The sequence below is a fragment of the Paenibacillus sp. FSL R10-2199 genome (assembly GCF_038000235.1).
In the GTDB taxonomy this organism is placed as follows: Bacteria; Bacillota; Bacilli; order Paenibacillales; family Paenibacillaceae; genus Paenibacillus_AQ; species Paenibacillus_AQ phytohabitans.
On record NZ_JBBOBO010000001.1, the window covers coordinates 6,431,689 to 6,451,319 of the forward strand.

At 54.2% G+C, this 19,631-nt stretch carries 18 protein-coding genes and 1 tRNA gene; 5 read left to right on the forward strand and 14 right to left on the reverse strand.

Translation table 11 applies throughout. The features are described 5' to 3' along the window. Positions 1 to 12 precede the first annotated feature (12 nt). Positions 13 to 975, reverse strand: a complete 963-nt coding sequence (locus tag NYE33_RS28160; protein ID WP_042135779.1) for an alpha/beta fold hydrolase — start codon at positions 973 to 975, stop codon at positions 13 to 15. Between the two features lie 168 nt (positions 976 to 1,143). On the opposite strand from NYE33_RS28160, the gene NYE33_RS28165 reads away from it, so the two are divergent. Beyond that, a complete protein-coding gene (locus tag NYE33_RS28165; RefSeq protein ID WP_042135777.1) occupies positions 1,144 to 1,695 on the forward strand; it encodes a TetR/AcrR family transcriptional regulator in 552 nt (183 codons plus the stop codon). Between the two features lie 227 nt (positions 1,696 to 1,922). On the opposite strand, the gene NYE33_RS28170 is transcribed toward NYE33_RS28165, so the two are convergent. Continuing rightward, positions 1,923 to 2,006, reverse strand: a tRNA-Leu gene (locus NYE33_RS28170). A gap of 189 nt (positions 2,007 to 2,195) precedes the next feature. Between NYE33_RS28170 and NYE33_RS28175 the strand changes: the two genes are divergently transcribed. Continuing rightward, positions 2,196 to 2,654 (forward strand): hypothetical protein, encoded by a 459-nt coding sequence (locus NYE33_RS28175; protein ID WP_042135775.1) that lies wholly within the window; start codon positions 2,196 to 2,198, stop codon positions 2,652 to 2,654. A 514-nt stretch (positions 2,655 to 3,168) separates the two neighbouring features. Here NYE33_RS28175 and NYE33_RS28180 read toward each other — a convergent pair. From NYE33_RS28180 to NYE33_RS28200, 5 genes are all read right to left on the reverse strand, one after another. Further along, on the reverse strand, positions 3,169 to 3,846 hold the full coding sequence (locus tag NYE33_RS28180) for an AlkZ-related protein (RefSeq protein WP_340946824.1): 678 nt from the start codon (positions 3,844 to 3,846) through the stop codon (positions 3,169 to 3,171). After that, positions 3,843 to 4,634, reverse strand: a complete 792-nt coding sequence (locus tag NYE33_RS28185) for an SDR family oxidoreductase (RefSeq protein WP_341068545.1) — start codon at positions 4,632 to 4,634, stop codon at positions 3,843 to 3,845. The genes NYE33_RS28180 and NYE33_RS28185 overlap by 4 nt, the downstream gene beginning before the upstream one ends. A 124-nt stretch (positions 4,635 to 4,758) precedes the next feature. Further along, positions 4,759 to 4,977: a hypothetical protein gene (locus tag NYE33_RS28190; RefSeq protein WP_042135771.1), complete on the reverse strand. Its 219-nt coding sequence runs from the start codon at positions 4,975 to 4,977 to the stop codon at positions 4,759 to 4,761. A 131-nt stretch (positions 4,978 to 5,108) separates the two neighbouring features. Then, positions 5,109 to 5,426 carry a hypothetical protein gene (locus NYE33_RS28195; protein ID WP_039309077.1) on the reverse strand — a complete coding sequence of 106 codons (318 nt, stop codon included), beginning with the start codon at positions 5,424 to 5,426 and terminating at the stop codon, positions 5,109 to 5,111. A gap of 107 nt (positions 5,427 to 5,533) precedes the next feature. Then, a complete protein-coding gene (locus NYE33_RS28200; protein WP_042135769.1) occupies positions 5,534 to 6,103 on the reverse strand; it encodes a xanthine phosphoribosyltransferase in 570 nt (189 codons plus the stop codon). Between the two features lie 177 nt (positions 6,104 to 6,280). Here NYE33_RS28200 and NYE33_RS28205 point away from each other — a divergent pair, with 177 nt between their 5' ends. Next, positions 6,281 to 7,408, forward strand: a complete 1,128-nt coding sequence (locus NYE33_RS28205) for a YkvI family membrane protein (protein WP_336102993.1) — start codon at positions 6,281 to 6,283, stop codon at positions 7,406 to 7,408. Here NYE33_RS28205 and NYE33_RS28210 read toward each other — a convergent pair. The 3 genes from NYE33_RS28210 to NYE33_RS28220 are packed head-to-tail and all read right to left on the reverse strand — an operon-like array spanning position 7,395 to position 13,310. Further along, a complete protein-coding gene (locus tag NYE33_RS28210) occupies positions 7,395 to 10,700 on the reverse strand; it encodes an AAA family ATPase (RefSeq protein ID WP_341068547.1) in 3,306 nt (1,101 codons plus the stop codon). The two genes, NYE33_RS28205 and NYE33_RS28210, sit on opposite strands and share 14 nt — an antisense overlap. Further along, complete coding sequence (locus NYE33_RS28215) at positions 10,697 to 12,169, reverse strand: metallophosphoesterase family protein (RefSeq protein WP_341068549.1); 1,473 nt, start codon at positions 12,167 to 12,169, stop codon at positions 10,697 to 10,699. The genes NYE33_RS28210 and NYE33_RS28215 overlap by 4 nt, the downstream gene beginning before the upstream one ends. 4 nt (positions 12,170 to 12,173) lie before the next feature. After that, entirely contained in the window at positions 12,174 to 13,310 is a 1,137-nt protein-coding gene (locus NYE33_RS28220) for a glycosyltransferase family 4 protein (RefSeq protein WP_042135763.1), read from the reverse strand. Between the two features lie 190 nt (positions 13,311 to 13,500). Between NYE33_RS28220 and NYE33_RS28225 the strand changes: the two genes are divergently transcribed. Next, positions 13,501 to 14,907: an RsmF rRNA methyltransferase first C-terminal domain-containing protein gene (locus NYE33_RS28225; RefSeq protein WP_341068552.1), complete on the forward strand. Its 1,407-nt coding sequence runs from the start codon at positions 13,501 to 13,503 to the stop codon at positions 14,905 to 14,907. Between the two features lie 115 nt (positions 14,908 to 15,022). After that, a complete protein-coding gene (locus NYE33_RS28230; RefSeq protein WP_197073075.1) occupies positions 15,023 to 15,112 on the forward strand; it encodes a sporulation protein YjcZ in 90 nt (29 codons plus the stop codon). Between the two features lie 321 nt (positions 15,113 to 15,433). On the opposite strand, the gene NYE33_RS28235 is transcribed toward NYE33_RS28230, so the two are convergent. The 4 genes from NYE33_RS28235 to NYE33_RS28250 form a co-directional block, all read right to left on the reverse strand. After that, on the reverse strand, positions 15,434 to 15,592 hold the full coding sequence (locus NYE33_RS28235) for a hypothetical protein (protein WP_156118593.1): 159 nt from the start codon (positions 15,590 to 15,592) through the stop codon (positions 15,434 to 15,436). Positions 15,593 to 15,625: 33 nt separating this feature from the next. Next, positions 15,626 to 16,429, reverse strand: coding sequence for a Cof-type HAD-IIB family hydrolase (locus tag NYE33_RS28240; protein WP_042135759.1), 804 nt, complete (start codon positions 16,427 to 16,429; stop codon positions 15,626 to 15,628). A gap of 648 nt (positions 16,430 to 17,077) precedes the next feature. Then, a complete protein-coding gene (locus NYE33_RS28245) occupies positions 17,078 to 17,842 on the reverse strand; it encodes a pseudouridine synthase (RefSeq protein ID WP_042135757.1) in 765 nt (254 codons plus the stop codon). A gap of 3 nt (positions 17,843 to 17,845) precedes the next feature. Beyond that, positions 17,846 to 19,432, reverse strand: a complete 1,587-nt coding sequence (locus NYE33_RS28250; RefSeq protein ID WP_076244244.1) for an RsmB/NOP family class I SAM-dependent RNA methyltransferase — start codon at positions 19,430 to 19,432, stop codon at positions 17,846 to 17,848. Positions 19,433 to 19,631: the final 199 nt, after the last annotated feature.

Consider the following 19,631-nt stretch of genomic DNA (forward strand, 5'->3'; position numbering starts at 1 on the left):
TTTATCAAGATTTCAAGATCTGCACTGTTCCATAAACTTCATGGCAAGCGAACCACATTCCTCCGGCTTATCCAGCCACGGAAGATGCCCGGCATTCTGCAAGGCATGAAACTCCGGCCGTTGAAAACAAGAGGCAACCTCCTCTCCAATGTCAATGCTGCCAAACGGATCATTTGTACCCCACAGGAACATCGTTGGTTGCTGCACACGATTCAGCTCTTCTTTTTGCAGCATGACATCCGGCTGAGAGCCCCACATGGTGTTAATACGGCGCATGAGACTGAGACTCGAAATTTTATAGTTGGGAAGCTGTTGAAAATAATAGTAGCAGTCTGCGAGTTCACTGGGCAGCTTCTCCAGTGTTTCCTCAGAATGCCCCATAAAACGCAGGCTTTCCAACGATTTATCCGGTTTCTTGGACATAACCAGCTTGTACAGGACATTGTTCAGACCAGGTATGGAAAGTGCACGCAGCGCGGCCGGCGGTCTTGTGCTAATCAGGTTCCCTGGTACGCCTAGCAGTACAAGACTGGATACACGTTCCGGACGGTCGATCGCTGTCAGAATACTCATGTGCCCGCCGATGGAATGAGCTATAATCGGAACCCGGTCAAGCTTGAGCTCGTCCAACACACTTATAACCGTTTGAACCGCAAATTCTCTGAAGTTAATATTCCGGTGGTCCATGCCGTCACTCATTCCACCGCCCGGACGGTTGATGGCGATTATACGCCGGCCGGTCAAATGGGCCATCAAGGGAATCAGCGGGAAGGTATCGCCGGTATTGCCGGGAACAAGAACAACAGGCTCTCCGTGTCCAATCTCGGTCACTCTGATTGTATATCCGAAATTGCCGAACGGAATGTGGCGGATTTCCGCGTCAAGCTGATAATAATCAAGCAATTTCTGTTCTGCATTCCGTGCCTTGAGGACGCGGGGATCGTTATCTTTTAGAATAAGCGATGAATTATTCATAGAGCCACTCCTCCACTTGTGTATATATATGCTGGATAGAATCACTGTGCATGACGACTAATCGGTATCAATTTCAGCTTGCTAAAAAAAACGATCCTGTGATACAAATGTATCATAAATACAAATGAAAAAAACCCGAAATGCAGAAGTGGAACAGGAGTGAGCGTAATGTATCGTATCGGAAAGGATAAGCGAAAAACACAATCCGCAAAACTTATTTGCAAAGGCATGGAAGATTTGATGCTAATACAGGATTATAAAGATATCTCCATCACACAGATTATCAACACGTCCGGCGTGGGCAGAGCAACCTTCTATCGGCTGTTTGACGATAAATCAGATGTTGTGCTGTACCAAATGGAGTCAGTATTCGATGAATTAATCCGGCGTATGGGGCCGCATACCGATTCCAGTATAGTAGTTAAAGCTTTATTTGATATCTGGCTTCCCCAAAAAGCTCTCTTTTTATCCTTGGTAAAAGCAAATCTGTATGGGGAGTTTCAAACCCGGTTATCCTTTGTAATCGGAGAAAAACTGAACTTTATTAAAGAAGCTGTTGGTATGGACGACAGGAGCTGGCAGTATTTCATACACATCCGGGCAGCCATGCTCTTTACTGCGCTAAGGGTCGCAATCACTCAATTTAGTGAAGATGATTCGCAGGATATTTCCAGCACGCTGAGCGATCTATTCGGCAAACAGCCGGTATTCAAATCGTAATTGGATTATCCGGCCAACATGAGATAGAACTATGGGAAATGTTGAATATGAAAGGTAGCGTCACTGCATTGGAGGGGACGCCTCTTGGATAAGGGGGAGCTTTCGGGAATGGCATAAGTATCATCGGCCCAAGGGATGAGCAACGTCCTCAGCTATCTGCCCATAAAAAAACAGGCTCTAAACCAGCTATAAACAGCCGATTCAGAACCTGTATTTATTAAATATGATGCGGTCAAGAGGACTCGAACCTCCACGATATTGCTATCACTGGCACCTGAAGCCAGCGCGTCTGCCAATTCCGCCATGACCGCATATTAGGTTGACTTGCTTACGCAGTCACAAGATAGATCTTATCATGCTGGGATTTCAGAGTCAACCTTTTTATCTTTTTTTTAATTTTTGATTATTTCCAATAATTTTCAAGATGAATATTGCATTTACTTACCCAAAAGATGTATAATGAGAACAAAGGTTCGCATACTATAAATGAGGTGATTTATATGGCGACTACCAAGAGAAACACCCTAATCACACCAACACTTCCTGAAGATATAACCAAAGACGAATTGTCCCTTGTCAGAAGCTATCTGCTGCTAACGTTTATCCATAAAGTGTTTGAGCGCGATTGCCGAGTTATTGGTAAGAGCGGTCTCTTCAAGACTCCACAGCTCTACATGGAGCTCGTCTCCAGCGCCACGAAGAAGACTTCGCTGATGCTGCAGGAGGTTACCCGTGAGCTTACTTCGCATCAGCTGAAGATCAATACCATCCGCCAGGATCAGCGCGGAGTTACGGCCGAGTATACCTGCCGGGGATACTCCGGGGATATCCATATCCTTTGGCCCGGCTTCCGCAACGAAATGATGCTGCGCATGCGCGCTTATCTCGGGCTGGGTGCCGAGCTTGCCTCCGTTCTTCCCAGAGAAGAACGGGTGGAACAGATGGCCTTGTCCTTCTAGGCAGTTACTGGTTAATCCACAAAGAGCCTCGTCCTATTTACTGGACGAGGCTCTTTGTGGACCTACACTTCCTAGAGGTTCCATATAGTTTGAATTTGAACAAAAGCGGAACCATTCCATTTCCTCATACCTGTCCCGTTGTCCGCAGAGCGAGCCTGAGATTGTTAAATTAACACTACATAGGCATAATTGTTGTACGTATTGCAACTTTGATACCTCGATACCTGGGCATTCGGACAGATTGTTGTATGAAATACAATAATTCCTCCACCAAACCGCTAGAACAAAGAGAGATGTTGCCTTTTATACAACAATTTTGGATTAGGGCCGAATTACGGAGGGAAATGTTGTATTCTGTGCAGGATTTTAATAAGCAATGTGATCTCCGGTACAAATATCGGGATAAGAAATATTTGTGGCAATAGCAGCCGGATGTTCACCTATTCTCTGTAGCCACGGCAACCCCAAATTCGAAAAAATCAAAAATTCAATCTGTATCGGGCGCGGCGCTCCTCTACTTAATGACCTTTTCAATCTCCTTCATCCCCGCATCCGGGAACAGCTTCGCCACATGCTCAGCAATCCGTGATTTCGATTCCGCGGGCTTATCAGCGTAACGCGAGGTGACCCATTCTTCCCCGTATACATGCTCACTCATCGCATACCGCCCGACTCCCCAGCCGTACGGACGGCCTTCTTTGTCCTGCTTGTATTCGAATCTGCTCGCTGTAATATAGGTCTGCATCTGCAGATGCGTCATTGCGGTATCGAAGCCCTTGGCCCCGTTTTTCCCGAAGCCGGCCAGCTGCTTAAGCTCATTGGAGAGCAGTCCCTCACTGTGTTCCATTAACACATCCATAATTTGTTTGCTGGGCATGGAGGCTAGTCCATCATCATATCTGGCGTCGAAGTCGTATCCGTCCCTGCGGTAATTGGCGAAGTCAGGGTACCACGCTTTGCTGATAAACCCGGCTTTTTTGTTAAAAAGCTTCGCATAAGCGATCTCGCCCCCTGCGGCAACTTCCTCACGCCATTCCCACGGTCCTTCCACATCCTTCACGAACCAGTAGCCCGCAGGCGTGCATTCCTGCAGGGAGAAACCATCAATCTCACAGCGGAATAAAGGAAGGAAACCGATCTCACGCACCAGATCGGCTAACTCCCGCGCATTCTTAATTACAGGCAGCTTCATAACGGACCTCCCGGTTCATACGTCCAGCCTTCATCCCCGTGGTAGATCATCAGCTTGGACATACCGCCATCGATATTTATATTCTCCCCGCTGATGAATCCTGCAGCATCACTGCACAGGAAAAGCACCATAGCAGCGATATCCGGCGGTGCTCCTACACGTCCGGCCGGGTGCTGCAGCCGGTCCGGCTCCGAATGAACCGGGTCCGCTGCTTCTCCCGTACCATGATAGGCAGTGGTATCAATCCAACCGGGGCTGATCGCATTCACCCTGGCTTTACCGGCCAGACTTACACTAAGGCCGTGGGTCAACGCACCAATGCCGCCTTTGGCGGCAGTATAGCTCTCCGTATCCGGCTGGGACATGCGCTCCCGGCTTGAAGAAATATTCACAATGGACGCTCCCGGAGCGAAATATTCCTTAAGCCGCAGTGTCAAATAATATGGCGCAGTTACCCCGATCCGCTGCACATATTCGAAATCCTCGTAGCTGCACTCCGACAGCAGTCCTTTTTTGCTGATGCAGGCATTGTTAATCAGGTAATCTACGTGTCCGAATCTGCTGATAACCTGTGCGGTGAAATCCTCAATGACCGAACGCTCAGCAATATCTCCCGGATAGAAAAACAGCCGCTCCGCCCCATACTGCTCCTCCAGCCAGCGTCCGGCCGCAAGATCGGTATCTATGCAGGCAACCGCCGCTCCCGCCTTCAGCAGCTCCTCCGTAATACAGCGTCCAATTCCGTTAGCACCGCCGGTGACGACAGAGATTTTATTCTGATGGTTCATATGCTCCTCCTTAGGCAGTTCAATGTAAGGGTCCTGCAAAATCAGCAAAAGTACGCTCTGCAGCGTACTCAGCTGAGTGTAAAGCTGTATTTAAAAACGGCATCTAGCGTATCCCGTTTGCTTTTTACAAAGTATCTGCTTCCGGTCTCGGCTCGCTGAACGGCTGATACAGGTAGTTCCGGTCCAGCTTCACAACACGCTTATTCGGACGCCGGATCATTACCTGGGACTCATCCCAGGCCAGCACAATCCCCTTGACATCATTGCTCTCCAGTCCATCCCGCACAACACGTATCTTTTCACCGGAAATCCGGTAGGCATCCAGCTGTTCATCACTGATCATAATTGTTCTACTCCCCTCTCTGTCCTTAGCTTGTCCAATATTTGCCTAAATCGAATCATGAAAAAGACCCAAATGATAAATCATCCGGGTCTAGTTACGATTTGGGTAAGTCTGTATGTCTTATGAAGTTCTTATATCAGCGCTTCATTCTTCTCAAACCAGAAGTCAAGAACTTTAGCGGACATCACCCGTTGTTCCAGATATTCTACCTGATGATCCGTGAATTTCTGTCTCCAGTTGAAGGACAGCTCTTCACACAAACTTGTGATTGTCAGAAGCTCCGACCAAGCTACGTAGCGTTTGTACCAGAAAAACTGAGGATGTTCGATCATATAGGGATACAAATCGTCGAACTCCGTGTGTTTGCAATCCAGCGCACGTTCGAAGTGATCCTTAGCCTCGGTTAGTTTATCAATAAAAAATTGCTCTGTCACCGGTTCTTTCCCCATTGTGACGCCTCCTCTCTCATGTCTATTTTTATTATAAAGGAAAACTTATAGGGTGAAAAGCAGATGTTTCAAAAATAGGCTATGTTCCTGTATTTGTCACTTAAATCTTACCCGAAAGTAATCGTTCCCTCACTAAGTGAGGTAATATCGACAAGCGACTCCAGACGGATACCCTGTTCCCGGATTGTGCGGGCGCCGGCCTGGAAGCTTTTCTCGACCACTACGCCCAGACCCACAAGTTCAGCGCCGGAACGCTGGATAATCTTGATCAGGCCGCGCGCGGCGTCTCCGTTGGCGATAATATCGTCGATAAATAGGATTTTGTCATTCTCCGAGATGTATTGGCGGGACAGCATAATGTCCGTGACAATCCCTTTGGTAAAAGACGGCACCCGTTCGCATAAGGCATCGGGATCAGCGAGCAGCGTTTTTTTGCGCCGGGCAAAGACCAGCGGCACCTTCATCTCATAAGCGGTGGCAAATGCCACGGCAATACCCGAAGACTCCACGGTAACTACTCGTGTCACTCCAGCCTCAGCAAATCTGCGGGCAAACTCCCGTCCCATTTCCATCGTCAGCATCGGATCAACCTGGTGGTTGAGCAGACCGTCCAGCTTCAGCACCTGATCCGAAATGACGACCCCTTCCTCCAAAATCCGCTGTTTCAATATTTCCATGACCTTGAACCTCCATTACCTTTATAATTCCAGACGTTCCACTGTAATACCAGCTTATTCACAAGGCGGAAGTCATGTCCTTCTGTTCCTCATCATAACCTGTACTATGCGGACTGCACAAGGCAATCCTGCCCGCACCGTTATTTAAATCTTCGCAGCATTCAGAGGAGGAGAGCCATGAAGTCCCGAGTCCGCACATTGCAGATCGCTTTCACCTATATTGGCACCATTGTGGGTGCCGGCTTCGCCACCGGCCAGGAAATTCTCCGTTTCTTCACAAGATACGGCCACTGGGCCCTGCTGACCATCCTGTTCTCCACCGCGATATTTATTTGGCTCGGCACCAAAATGATGATTATCGCCCGGCGGATCGAGGCAGACTCCTACGAAGATTTCAACCGCCATCTGTTTGGAGAAAAGGCCGGGGCCAGTATCAGCCTGTTCACCATGATCATTCTGATTGGCGTGAACAGCATCATGCTGGCGGGTGCCGGGGCTATTTTTAAGGAGCATCTCGGAATGCCCTATCAGGCGGGGCTGCTGCTCACCATTCTCGGGTCCTACCTGCTCCTGAAGCGCGGCATTTCCGGAATCCTGCAAATCAACAGCCTGGTGGTCCCTTTGATGCTTACTCTGTCGCTGATTATTGTATTTAATACGCTGGGTGTACCCGGTGCAGACCGTTTCCTGTTCCTGCCGACAGACCACAGCTTCTTCAGTGCCTGGATGTCTCCGCTCCTGTATACCGCCTTCAACCTCGGCATGGCCCAGGCTGTGCTTGTTCCGCTGGCCCGGCATACCGAAGACGAGCAGGCGCTTGTACGCGGAGGGATTCTGGGCGGAGCCGGAATCGGGTTCATGCTGCTGGCAGCCCACTTTGCCATGAGCTCACAGATGCCGGGAATTCTGCAGTTCGAGATTCCGATGGGCAGCATCGCCTTCCGGCTGGGTCCCATCGTGCAGACGATTTTTCTGCTGCTGATCTTCATGGAAATCTTCAGTACCTTCGTTGCAGACATCTATGGAGTTAGCGTTCAACTGCAGCAGCGCCTGCCGGTCGCCCCAGCCCTGGTAACCCCGCTGTTAATGCTGGTCTGTTATGTCTTCAGCCAATTCGGCTTCAGTTCCCTCCTCGGGGTGTTCTACCCGATCTTCGGCGCCCTGTGCCTGGTGTGGGCGGTCATGCTGATGCGCGCTCCCATGTCGCAGCCGCCGCGGCCAAGCGGTCCGCCTGCCTCTGGAAGCGGAGGTAAGGGCATCACCATTGTGGCGGTTAAGCCGGTGATCCGGACTACACGGAAATAACCGCAGCAGCAGGTATGATCGCCGCCACCGCTTCGGCCACATGCCGGTGGCAGGTCATCATCACAATCTGCCGGGATACCGACAATTCGCCAAGTAATTCAAGAGCCGCATGCAAGCGGTGTTCATCGAAATTAACAAACAAATCGTCGAAGAACAGCGGCAGGTTCACCTGACTGCTCATGGTCTCCGAAAGAGCCAGCCGGATCGCCAGATACAGCTGTTCCGCTGTCCCCCGGCTAAGCAGTCCGCTGTCCAGCAGTCCGGCGTCCTTATGCTCCGCCTTCAGCTCCTTGTGCCCGAGAGTCATTACGATCCGGCGGTACTCCCCATGCGTCAGCTTGGAGAAATATACAGAGGCAAGCTGCAGCACCTGCGGCTGCTTCTCCTGTTCATAGATCCGCCTCGTCCGTCCCATAAGCTCTGCCGCCAGCGCCGTTACCGCATATTGCCCGGCCAGATTACGCAGCGCCGCCCGCTGTTCTTCCAGCTGCTGAAGCACCGAGTCCTCCATGCACCGTCCCCTCAGGTCCTCCCGTTCCTGCAGCAGCTTGCCGCGCTGCTGGAGCAGGAAACTGCGTTCTTCCTCCAGGTTCAATACCGCCTCTTCCGCCGCCAAGCGTTCCTGTTCAAGCACCCGGGCATCCTGATGCTCCAGCAGCCGGAGCAGCTCTGCCTTGCCTTCCTGCTCCCATCCGCCAAACATCGCCAGCTCCCACTGACGTACCGACCGCGTCAGCTCACTATGCCTCAGCCAGGCCGATGAACGGCGCAGGAATTCTTCACCGTCCTCAGCGCCGCCTTCCTGAAGGAGCCTGCTGCTCCGCCCGTTCAGCTCCTCCTGCTCTCTCCGGTTCGCAGCCAGTTCCTCACGAACTTGGGTAAGCCGCGCTTCTATACTCTCCCTGCGCAGCAGCTCTGTCTTCAGCGCCTCCCATTCCCGCTTCCGCAGCTCCAGCCAGGTTAGCAGTGAAAGAGAGTCCGGTGAAACTTGAGTTATAGCCCGGGCTCCGGCAGGAGGTTCAGCTTGGGGCTCCGGCTGCGGGCCTGATTGTGAGCCGGGATGTGCGGGAGCCATCAAAGTAACAGAGGAGTGATCCCTGCGGGCCTCGGCAGCAGCCTCAGTATCTCTAAGCAGAATCATCCCTTCCTGCTCATAAGCAGCGCACTCTGACTCCAGTCCGCTGAGCCGGAGGGATAATTTGCCCTGCTGGCGGAGCAGTTCATTGCCCTGCTCCGCCAGAGCGAAGATATCCGGCAGGCCGTCCGGTGAGAGCCCTTCCGGCAGCCCCCGCTGGCGCAGCCATTCTTCATAACGAGCGGCCAGCTCCGTGAAGCTGGCTTCGGCATGGTCCAGCTCCTCTGCCAGTACCCGCTCCTGTCCGGCCAGCACCGCGAGCTCCGTGCGGCAGGCCTCCACCTCAGCGATCTGCCGTTCGACGCGCTGGCGCCAGGCACTCCACGCCTCCATCAGGCGGCGCAGCTCCTTCATCCCGGCCTCCAGCCCGCCGGCATCTTGTATGCCGCTCTCCGGCTTCGCCCCGGAGAGCAAAAGCCCGCGCAGCCGCAGCATCTCCGCTGCGGCCTTGCCCGCCTCCCCGCCGCCCGGCGCAGGCGGCGTCTGGTCTGCTCTGCTTGCACCGCGCAGAGCGAAGAGCAGTGCAAGGTCCGCTGCGGCCAGCAGGCCGAGCGCGGACCACGCGCTGACCGGCGGCGCGCCGGTCAAGAGCAGCGCAGGCGGCAGCAGCAGCGTAAGCGCTGCGCCCGCCTGCAGGAGGCGCCGGTAGCGCTGCGCCCGGCGCCCGTTCCCGCCGGGGCGGCTGTCCCCGGCGGCAGTGCCTCTGCGGCGCGGGACCTCCGCGCCGCCTGCAGAGCCGCCGAGCAGCGCTTCGCGCCAGCGCTCGGCGGCCTGCTGCAGCTCGTCCCACAGCTGCAGCAGTTCACGCGGGCTGCGCGGAGCGAGGCCCGCGAAGTCCGCTGCGCCGCTTGCGTGTTCGCGCGCAAGCTGGCGCTCGGCCGCCTGCAGCGCAGCGCCGGCGGCGGCCGTTCTGGCGCGGAGGCTCAGCAGCTCCGCGCCCCGGGTCTCCATTTGCCGGTCGTACCCGGCAAATGACGCAGCGTAGCGCCGCGCGGCTTCCCGGTCCGCCGCGCTGGCTGCGAAGCCCGCCAGCTCAGCGGCGCTCCAGCCCGCGCCAATGCTGCGCAGGATACGCTGGAGCTGTTCGCCCAGCGCGGCAAGCTCACCCGTCAGCCGCTGCCGCTCCGTGCGCTTGTCCTCATAGCTGCCCCGTCTGCGGTCCAGCGCTTCGAGAACCGGCCCCTGCTGCTCCAGCAGGGAATCAGGCGGGTTCGCGGCAAGCTCAGCCGCAAGCTCTGCCTGCAGCCGTTCCAGGCGGAACGCTGCGCCCTGCAACCCCCGCAGATCACCCTCCAATGCCTTCCAGCGGTCCACTCCAGCTTCAGGGAACGCATCGATCTGCGGAAGCTCTGCCAGCTCAAGCCGGGCTTCAGACCATTTCAGCCACAGCTCACGGATCTCCTGCGCCTTCCGCAGCTTAAGCAGCCGACCAGCCGCGGTTTCCCGGCTATCTTTCATCTGTAACAGCTTCTGCTCTACCGCTTCCAGAGCCAGGGTATTCTCATTATATCTGGGCAGATAGGAACGGCTCTCCGCTACCTCCCGTTCCAGCTTCTCAATAGACTGCAGAATCTTGGCGGCATCCTGCACCTTGCCCCGTGGCTTATAGAGCTTCTCGGCATCCTGGACCAGGCGTTTCTCCGCCCGCATAATCTCACCGCCGCCGCCCATCCCGGCATGGAACAGGTAGCTGCTCATCTCACCGGACTGCAGCGCGCCAAGCTCCTGCAGCTCGTCCAGCGAGACGGCGAACAGCTGGCGGAACATACTCCGCGAGATGCCGCCCAGCAGGCGGCGCTCCAGCTCAGCCTGCTGCAGCTCCTCAGTGCTTCCATCCGGATGGCTAAGTGTAATCTGCAGCTTCTCTCCTCTTCCAGGTCCTTCACCGCCGGAAGCAAACCGGCGGATCGTCCAGAGGGCGCCTCTATCATCACGCGCATTCAGCACCCCGCCATGTGTTCCGCCCTGCAGCGGCTCATACCGCTCGGCAGGATACGCCCTGCCGGGGATGCCGTACAGCATCGCGCGGATAAACTGCAGGGTAGTGCTTTTGCCGGCTTCATTACGCCCGAAGAGCACAGTGACCCCTTCGTTCAGCTTCATCTCCCGCCGGGCCAGACGGCCATAGCCGTCAATCCGCAAAGACTCAATTTTCATTCAGCATCCCCCCGCTCCTGCCATACAGTCAGGTCCGCCGCTTCCCTGTCACTGTCCTCTTCCTCCGGCATCGCCATATTCACCGCTGATCCGCCGGCTCCGTCTCTTTCCGAGGGTCCGTTGGCCCGGGCAGACACAACCTCTTCTCCTGCCGCAGGACTCTGCGGCACAGTAGCCTGCTCCTCTACTCCGCTGAGCAGCACAATGCCCAGCTCCGCAGCACTGCCCAGCCACTCCCGCTTCTCTTCGCTCCCTGTGGACATGAGCAGTTTGCGCAGCTCCTGATTCTCCATTAGCGGCCTTAGCGCAGTGGAGATCAGCTCCTCCAGCTCCTCGTCGTTCCCGCCGCTACGTCCGGCAAGACGCAGCATTTCTCCGAGAAAGCTGTCCTCCAGCAGCAGACGGCCCCGGTCAATAGCCAGTCCCGTTTCTATAGCGAAGCCTTCGGTCCACACGAGACCTGCATACTCCTTACGTTCCGCACGGACCGTTTCCCGCCGCTGCAGCTCGGCGAGCAGATCATCCGCAGCCCCCTTCTCCGTCAGCACCTTATGTATAGCACCCCGCCCGGTCAGGCGGAATCTTACCACAGACATCAGCTGCGGTGTTTCTTCCCGGAGGTCTTCAACCGCATTCTCAACGGCCCGCGTCCACTCAGCCTCATCCGCCAGACCCTCCACCGGGATCTCACGGACCTGCCAGCGCACACTGTCCAGTTCATGGAAGGTCAGCGACGCAGCACCTTCTGCATCCACATAAACGATATAGCAGCCTTTAGGGCCAGTCTCTTTAATACTTCGCCCCTGAATATTTCCCGGGTAGACAATCGGCGGACGATCGTGCAGAATACTGCGTTTATGAATATGCCCCAGCGCCCAATAGTCGTAGCCCCTGCCGATCAGATCCTTGCGGCTGCACGGAGAGTACGTCTCATGCTGGAGATCCCCGTCCACATTGCCGTGCAGCAGGGCAATGTGGAACAGGTTGCTGCCCGGTTGACGGTTATACCGCAGCGCCGTATTCTCAGTCACTTTGGCAGTTGGATAGGAGATCCCGCTGATCACGGCTACCTCCCTGCCGTCCTCTCTGCTGCGGGCAATAGCCTGTTCCGGCTCATTGCCGCCGAACACCGTAACGTGATCAGGCGGTGCCTCTACCAGACGCGGCCCGTCCAGCGGATCATGATTTCCGTGAATCAGGAACACCTGAATCCCGTGCCGCCCGAGTTCCTCCAGCGCTTCCCGGAACCGGAGCTGACCCTGGAGAGAGGCATCGGAGACATCATAAACATCGCCGCTTATGACAACGAAATCTACCTTTTGCTCTATAGCTACGCCAACAAGCCGCCCAAGGGCGGCGAAGGTGGACTCCCGGAGATAGGAGCGTATAGCCTGCGGGAGATGGGACAGCCCTGCAAACCGGCTGTCCAGATGCAGATCCGCAGCATGCAGGAATCGAAAAGGTATCATACCCTCACCCCTTCATTCCCGGCTGATACTGCAGGTAAGTTTTCTTCAGCTCATTGGCTACCCGGGTCAGGGAATAGAGGCTCTTGGCCTTATCCCAGGCCGAACGGGACAGCTCATAACGGTAGCCGGGATCACTGATCACTTTCTCAAGGGCATCTGCCAGTCCCAGCTCATCATCCGGATTCACCAGCAGCCCGTTGACGCCATCTTCAATCTGCTCGGGAATCCCTCCGACATTCGTTCCGACAAGTGCGAGGCAGCTGAGTGCAGCTTCCGCAAAGACTGACCCGAATGCCTCCGCCCGCGAAGGGAGGACAAAAATATCAAAGAACGGCATGAATTCCTCTGGATGCAGCGTATAGCCGTAAAAGATCGTTTCATTATAAATTCCCAGGTCCTGCGCCAGCTGCTCCAGCTCCGCCCGGCTCGGTCCGTCCCCGATTATATGCAGTACATATTCATGACCCCGCTTTTTGAGCTCGGCACAAGCCTTGAACAGTGTATCTATTCCTTTGGCCGGTACCAGACGGGTAACAGTGACCAGCTGTGGAATATCATTGTCATGCGGCACAGGCTTGAATCTCTTCTCGTCGAAACCGTTGGGAATAACGCCGATGCTGCCGGGCTGATCTATATAAGGAGTTAAATATTCGGCAAAAGCGCGCGAAACCGTCATCAGCCTGTCGCTGACATGCTCCAGCTCGCGGTAAATCGAGACCAGAAACTGATGCTCCAGGCCGCCCTCCTGGATGGCTCCATTCAGAATCAGCTCGCGTTCATAGCTGGAGTGCAGCGTTTGAATTAAAGGAATTTCCGGATATATTCTTTTCATGGCCAGCCCGGCAATCGGGTGATGGGCATGGATCAGATCATAGCTTTTGCTCATCCGCAGCTTCGTCCACCAAATATAATCACGGTAGGTTTGGATATATTTTTGCACAACCGGACTTTCGCCGTACTGTGTCCAGTCAAAGGTTTCAAAGACAATCTCTTCGCGTCCCTTACCCCGGATCCGTTTGGGCAGCCAGAACAAATCCATCTCCCAGCGGCTGGACCGGAAGCGTTCCTGCAGATAAGGGATCATAGAAGATACACCACCGGGCTGCTCCGGCGGGAAGAATAGCGCTTGCAGCAAGTTCATAAGGTACATCTCCCTTTACAATTGCCCTGATTACGGTGAGACCCGGCAATTATGATATAGTTGTGTATATGTAGAAGTACAATTACAGGTACGCTAAGATCCATACTTTGATTTTATCGGTATCTACCTGAAACAGCAACTAAGATGACAGCTTTACTTATCTTGGATTTTGATTAGAGGAGAATGACGTATGAATGAAGAACGGCTGCCTGCCGCTTACACCGCTGACATTAGAGAGATGCTGGGGGATACGGCAGACGCTTTTCTGGAGAGCTATCATGCACGGCGGACCCAGGGTCTGCGGTTCAATGGTTTAAAAAGCATTTCAGATCCGGGCAGCACAGCTGCGGAACAAGCAATATCCCAATTTAGCCTGTCGCCGGTACCTTGGTGTCCGGCAGGATTTTATTATGAAGAGCCTGCACGGCCGGGGAGACATCCTTATCATACCGCCGGACTATATTATATTCAGGAGCCCTCGGCAATGTCCGCAGCTGAGCTGCTTGGACCGCTTCCCGGGGAGACTGTGCTCGATCTGGCTGCCGCACCGGGAGGCAAAACCACCCATATTGCCGCGCTGATGCAGGGACAAGGCTTGCTGATATCCAATGAAATACATCCTGAACGGGCCAAAATACTCGCAGAAAACGTAGAGCGGCTTGGGATAGCTAACGCGCTTGTCACCTCGGCAACCCCGGGGGAACTCTCCAAGCGGTTCCCTGAAGTTTTTGACCGGATTATGCTTGATGCGCCTTGCTCCGGTGAAGGAATGTTCCGCAAAGATCCTGCCGCCGTAAGCGAATGGTCACCGAAGCATGTGGAGATGTGCGCGGCCAGACAGTGGGATATATTGCAGGATGCCTACCTGATGCTGAAGCCGGGCGGCAGTATGGCATACTCGACCTGCACCTTTAACCGCAAAGAAAACGAAGAGACGATCGAACACTTCATACAGAGCTATCCCGATATGGAGCTGATCGTTACGAAACGGCTGTGGCCTCATTTGGAAAAAGGAGAAGGGCATTTCGTAGCCCTGCTGCGCAAGGCAGTTGTAGAGGATGATGCCGAACCTGCACAGCGTCAGGGCCGCAGCAAACGCGGAGACCGCGGCAAGAACAGTCCGAAAGTAAGCTCCTCGCTCCGGGATGCCTATCAGCAGTTTATGAGCTGGTCGTCGGTAGAACTGCCCGGGTTTGCCGGAAGCGGCGTACCGCTTCTCTTCGGTGAATCCCTGTATCTGCTGCCCGAAGCATTCAATGACCGGCTGCACACCGGCCTGCTCGACGGCCTTAAGGTTCCGCGTGCCGGACTGCATATTGCCCACTTGAAGAAAAACCGGATTGAACCCGCCCACGCTCTTGCCATGGCGCTGAGACCGGATCAGGCGGCGCGGAGCTATGATATGCCTGCCGGGGGTCCGGAAATCCAGGCCTGGCTGCGCGGAGAGAGTCTGCCCGTTCCGGCCAGCCTGCATGGCTGGACACTGGTCAGTGTGGATGGCTTGCCCGTAGGCTGGGGCAAAGCCAGCTCCGGCCAGCTGAAGAATCATCTGCCCAAGGGCCTGCGGATACTGAAAGCCCATATTGATGAGGTTTAGGCTGCTGACCAGTTCAGGGAGCCTCCTTACGCATATGATGTCATTATCCCATGGAGCTCCGCTGAACTACTAACGCGGCAATGGGAACAGACATGAGTCAAGGGAGGAATCAGACATGGGTGCAGTTCCAGGCTTCACATCGACCGGTGCGATTTTGGTGCTCTTCATATTGCTCGTTATCATTTCCCGTTCGTTGTTTGTCTAATTCCGCTTAAGCAGCATAGCGTATAGACACAAGCGGCCCGGCCGTTCCTTTCAGGAGCGGCAAGGCTGCTTTTTTGCGTTTTTTAATTGCACTTTTCATTTGCACTTTTTATTTGCGTTTTACATTTTCACTTTACATTTCCACTTTTTATTTGCGTTTTTCTTTTTATCTGAACGGAACTCCACAAAAAAAAGCACAGCACAGAGCCGCCCAGGCACTGAACCATGCATTATGTGGTCTTCGTCTTCTTCAAGCTTCACTGATTCTGAATGCTATGAAGCAGTCCGGGTTGTGGGAATAGTTATGATTTTCAACACTTAATCATTCCGTCTCTGCTGCTTTGCCAATAATAAGTGGATTATCGTCACTAATTCCGCCCATATTCCCGATATTCTCCAGAGGGAGCGGAATTAAGTGTCTTTTTTCCAACTGCTGCCCTGTTTCCTGAGATTTCCGCATAATTAGATGACGTTTTTCCACTTAGTACACCGCCGGGGCCAATCAGGACAGAAGTCAGGAAGACAGGCAGTATTTCACCAGCGCATCGCGCACGCCATTGTCATTATTCGTTCCGGTAACCGCATCTGCTGCTGCTTTGACTTCAAGCGGTGAGTTGTCCATAGCAACACCCAGGCCGGCATACGTCAGCATAGAGATATCATTATAATAATTGCCGATCGACAGGACCTGCTCCTGGGGAATGCCCAGCTCTGCGGCCAGGTTCTTCAGGGCATTGCCTTTGGAGGCTTCCGGGTGCATGAAGTCCACGAAGAACTCTCCGCTGCGCAGAATGTTGTACTGCTCTCCCCAGGTAGACCATTCCCGCTGCGCTTCATCCAGAATATCAGACTGCGTGAACACGGTGAATTTCACAATCGGTTCGCGGAAATCCTCCCAGGCCGGCAGCGATGCAGGCATAATCCGGAAATGCTCATACATGAAGTTGGCTTCCTTGGTCAAGTTCTCGACATTATCGACATACATATCGAATGCAGTGTTAACATCGAAATGGATATCATGTTCGCGGCAATACGCGATATACGGATCGAGCCCCCTGGCATCCATTCCATATTGGTGTAGTACTTTGCGGTCCTTCACACTCACCGTCACCGCTCCGTTATGCCCCAGCACATACCCCGACAAGCCCATCTCTTCCATGAACGGAATCGAATTCTGCGGGCTGCGTCCTGTACACAATACGATCTGGCCGCCCTGGCGGGTAACCTCGGCAATGGCCGCTTTATTCTCGTCACTCAAGTGATGATCATCGTTCAGCAGCGTTCCATCCACATCAAGTGCTATCAGCTTGTATTTCATACTCCACCATCCTTATTTCTCTGTATAATCTGCTGCACATACTTTATATCAAAAGCTTACCTGTACCCCATCAGCTACGATTTCGTTTATATCAAAGGTTGTGTAAATCCTTCACCCGCGCAGCTGCCCAAAATCGGCTGAATAGTACGTGAGTCTCGTAGGTACGGTAAGCGAGCCATTGCATTGACCCGATTACGGTATTCAATATGCTTAATTGTACTTTGTACAACTAAAACGTCTGATTTACAACCAATACTCTATTTAGTTGTATTTCGTACAATTAAACTGCCATTGCACCTTTGTTTTCACCCATTTAGGCAGATTTAGTTGTACAGAATACACTTATAAGACGCAAGCATCCCTTTTCGCTGTTTTTAATTGTACATTATACAACTATCTCTGAATCTTCATTAGGACTGAACACATCACTAGCAGCATTGTTGAATACACTCACTTTTCAGTTCTGAAGTTGCACTAGCTAGTATCCGCTACGGTCCGGCGTACAGTCATTTCAGCTATACTGCATACAAGCCCAAGCCCCGGCGGTCCGCCGAAGTTGTATTAGCCTTCCACCATTTAGGATCTGGCAATCTGCCAGGTCCGCTCTTCATTTGCTGGATATGGCGCTGCATCACTTTACCCGCCAGCTTATTCCTCCGCCCCGCCCCGGCGCAGCAGCTCCAGCTCTTCAGCAGTCAGCTCCCTGCATGCGCCAAGCGGCAGGCTCTCATCCAGCTTCAGCTCCCCCATCGATACGCGCTTCAGGAAGACAACCTTCTTCCCGACCGCCACGAACATCCGCTTCACCTGGTGGAATTTGCCTTCCGTGATCGTGAGCGAGATATACGACAGCACCTTGCTGCCTCTTTCTCTGCTCAGAATCCTCAGGCTTGCCGGAAGTGTCACATACCCATCCTCCAGCTCCACACCGGCTGCAAAAGCGGCCACATCCGCCGCATCGACCTCACCTTCGACCGTAGCTTCGTAGGTTTTGGGTACATGCTTGCGCGGGGACAGCAGCTCATGAGCCAGCTTGCCGTCATTGGTGAGCAGCAACAAACCCACGGTATCCTTATCCAGCCGCCCCACCGGGAACGGCTCGAACAGCGCATACTCAGCTTTAAGCAGATCCAGAACAGTACGATCGCGTTTGTCCTCAGTCGCGGACAGGACGCCCGGCGGTTTGTTCATCATCAGATAGATATATTCACGGTAGAGAACCGGCTCACCGCCAACCTCGATCACATCCTGCCCGGGGTCTACATGAAAGCCGCTGTCTTTGACTACAGCGCCATTCACCGTAATCAGCCCCTGCTTCGCCTGCTTGCGGATATCGCTGCGTGAGCCAATGCCCATATGGGACAATACTTTATCAATCCGCTGCTTCTTATTCGTATTTCCTGCTCCACTCATAATCTATGTCCACCTCCAGCCAGCGGGATATTCGTTCTTGAGCATACCGTCCTGCCATTTGCCCCAGCCTGCGCTGAAGCCGTCAATGCAGACGAGCATGTAACCCTTGGAGGCATGACCGGCCTTAATGGACAGACGTTCCTCCGGAATCGACAAGGTCTCTCCCTTCAGGTAGGAGACAGCTTCACCGCTTGCACTGGACAGCGACACACTTCGGCTGCTCTCCGCAGGATGCAAGGCTGTTGCCAGCGGATGCCCGGGAATGAACCGGCCGCTCTTCATATGTCCGACATACCAGCCCGGACGGATCGTCTTCAGTCCGTCCAGCGCTTCACGCGGCAGCGGCGAGATATACAAGTGATCTCCGAACCATACCGGATATCCGGCGGGCAGCTTCCCAAGCAGCTCCTGAATAAAACCAGCATACACCGCAAGCGATGCTTCTTCTCCGGTTCCCTGGACCTGCCGTCCGGCAGCAGCTCCAGTTTTGCCAGGCCCCCGTCCGCCCTTACCTCCACGCCCGTTCTCAGCTTTGCCTGCCGAAGCTTTGGCAGGGGAAGCGGACCTTGTATCCCGGTTACGCGGAGAAACGGATACGGTCGCCTCTTTGAAGTCTGCCCTTGCTTCTATGAGGTCTGTCTTTGCTTCTATGAAGTCTGCTCTCGCCTCTATATCTGCCACTCCAGCTATATCAGGACTTCCGTCATGCCGCAGCACGGCCATGAAGTGTCCTTCGCCCTTGACCTTATGCGGCCACAGCCGCGCAGCTCCCGGCAATGGACCTAATCCGGCAGCAAAAGAACCGCTGCCGCCCACCGGTACGAGCGAGAACTGCGGATGACCGGATAAGAAACCGTCAATCATCTCTTCGTTCTCTTCCAAGGCGAACGTACATGTCGAGTATACGACCGTTCCGCCCGGCTTCAGCGCTGCCGCTGCCGCCGCAAGGATCTCCCGCTGCATACCCGCATATTTGGCCGGAGTTTCCGGTTCCCACTGCTTGACCATATCCTCGTCCTTGCGGAACATGCCCTCACCGGAGCAAGGCGCGTCAATCAGTATCCGGTCGAAGAACCCGGGGAATGCGGCTGCAATCCGCTCCGGGCTCTCATTCAGTACAATTCCGTTACGCACGCCGTACAGCTCCAGATTCTTGGCAAGTGCCTTCGTCCGTTCCGGATGCAGGTCGTTGGTAACCAGCAGACCTTCGCCTTGCAGCTTGGCGGCAATCTGCGTGGATTTGCCGCCGGGCGCGGCACACAGATCCAGTACCCGGTCACCCGGCTGAACGCCAAGCAATTCGACCGGTGCCATGGCACTGGGCTCCTGGATATAGTATAACCCGGCATGATAATACGGGTGTTTGCCGGGTCTGGCTCCCTCTCCGGTATAGAAACCGGTAGGGCACCAGGGAATAGGCTCCAGCCCGAAAGGGGATCGTCCGCGCAGCTCGTCCACAGTAATTTTCAGCGTATTTACGCGGATTCCTCCGTAGGGGGACTGCTTATATGTATCCACAAATTGATCGTATTCAGTTCCCAGCAATTCTTTCATGCGCTCCATGAAAAGCCCGGGCAGTTGTGCCGCCATGATGCCGTCCTCCTGCTCAAATAATCAAGGAACACCCCTGCGGGTGCTCCTAATGTTGCCTTGCTATATTCAATCCGCTCTATGCCTGGGTCTATCCGGCCGCTGCGGCCCCCGCCGCTGGGGAAGCTGCGGCTTAAGAGACTGCGCAGTCATTCCCGCCGCTTCTTCCAGCACAGGGTCAACAATACGGATCGTCAGG

What these genes read in the sequence shown, in the direction of transcription:
- NYE33_RS28160 (WP_042135779.1), bottom strand. Translation starts at nt 975, where the DNA reads ATGAATAATTCATCGCTTATTCTAAAAGATAACGATCCCCGCGTCCTC.
- NYE33_RS28165 (WP_042135777.1), top strand. Translation starts at nt 1,144, where the DNA reads ATGTATCGTATCGGAAAGGATAAGCGAAAAACACAATCCGCAAAACTT.
- NYE33_RS28175 (WP_042135775.1), top strand. Translation starts at nt 2,196, where the DNA reads ATGGCGACTACCAAGAGAAACACCCTAATCACACCAACACTTCCTGAA.
- NYE33_RS28180 (WP_340946824.1), bottom strand. Translation starts at nt 3,846, where the DNA reads ATGAAGCTGCCTGTAATTAAGAATGCGCGGGAGTTAGCCGATCTGGTG.
- NYE33_RS28185 (WP_341068545.1), bottom strand. Translation starts at nt 4,634, where the DNA reads ATGAACCATCAGAATAAAATCTCTGTCGTCACCGGCGGTGCTAACGGA.
- NYE33_RS28190 (WP_042135771.1), bottom strand. Translation starts at nt 4,977, where the DNA reads ATGATCAGTGATGAACAGCTGGATGCCTACCGGATTTCCGGTGAAAAG.
- NYE33_RS28195 (WP_039309077.1), bottom strand. Translation starts at nt 5,426, where the DNA reads ATGGGGAAAGAACCGGTGACAGAGCAATTTTTTATTGATAAACTAACC.
- NYE33_RS28200 (WP_042135769.1), bottom strand. Translation starts at nt 6,103, where the DNA reads ATGGAAATATTGAAACAGCGGATTTTGGAGGAAGGGGTCGTCATTTCG.
- NYE33_RS28205 (WP_336102993.1), top strand. Translation starts at nt 6,281, where the DNA reads ATGAAGTCCCGAGTCCGCACATTGCAGATCGCTTTCACCTATATTGGC.
- NYE33_RS28210 (WP_341068547.1), bottom strand. Translation starts at nt 10,700, where the DNA reads ATGAAAATTGAGTCTTTGCGGATTGACGGCTATGGCCGTCTGGCCCGG.
- NYE33_RS28215 (WP_341068549.1), bottom strand. Translation starts at nt 12,169, where the DNA reads ATGATACCTTTTCGATTCCTGCATGCTGCGGATCTGCATCTGGACAGC.
- NYE33_RS28220 (WP_042135763.1), bottom strand. Translation starts at nt 13,310, where the DNA reads ATGAACTTGCTGCAAGCGCTATTCTTCCCGCCGGAGCAGCCCGGTGGT.
- NYE33_RS28225 (WP_341068552.1), top strand. Translation starts at nt 13,501, where the DNA reads ATGAATGAAGAACGGCTGCCTGCCGCTTACACCGCTGACATTAGAGAG.
- NYE33_RS28230 (WP_197073075.1), top strand. Translation starts at nt 15,023, where the DNA reads ATGGGTGCAGTTCCAGGCTTCACATCGACCGGTGCGATTTTGGTGCTC.
- NYE33_RS28240 (WP_042135759.1), bottom strand. Translation starts at nt 16,429, where the DNA reads ATGAAATACAAGCTGATAGCACTTGATGTGGATGGAACGCTGCTGAAC.
- NYE33_RS28245 (WP_042135757.1), bottom strand. Translation starts at nt 17,842, where the DNA reads ATGAGTGGAGCAGGAAATACGAATAAGAAGCAGCGGATTGATAAAGTA.
- NYE33_RS28250 (WP_076244244.1), bottom strand. Translation starts at nt 19,432, where the DNA reads ATGGCGGCACAACTGCCCGGGCTTTTCATGGAGCGCATGAAAGAATTG.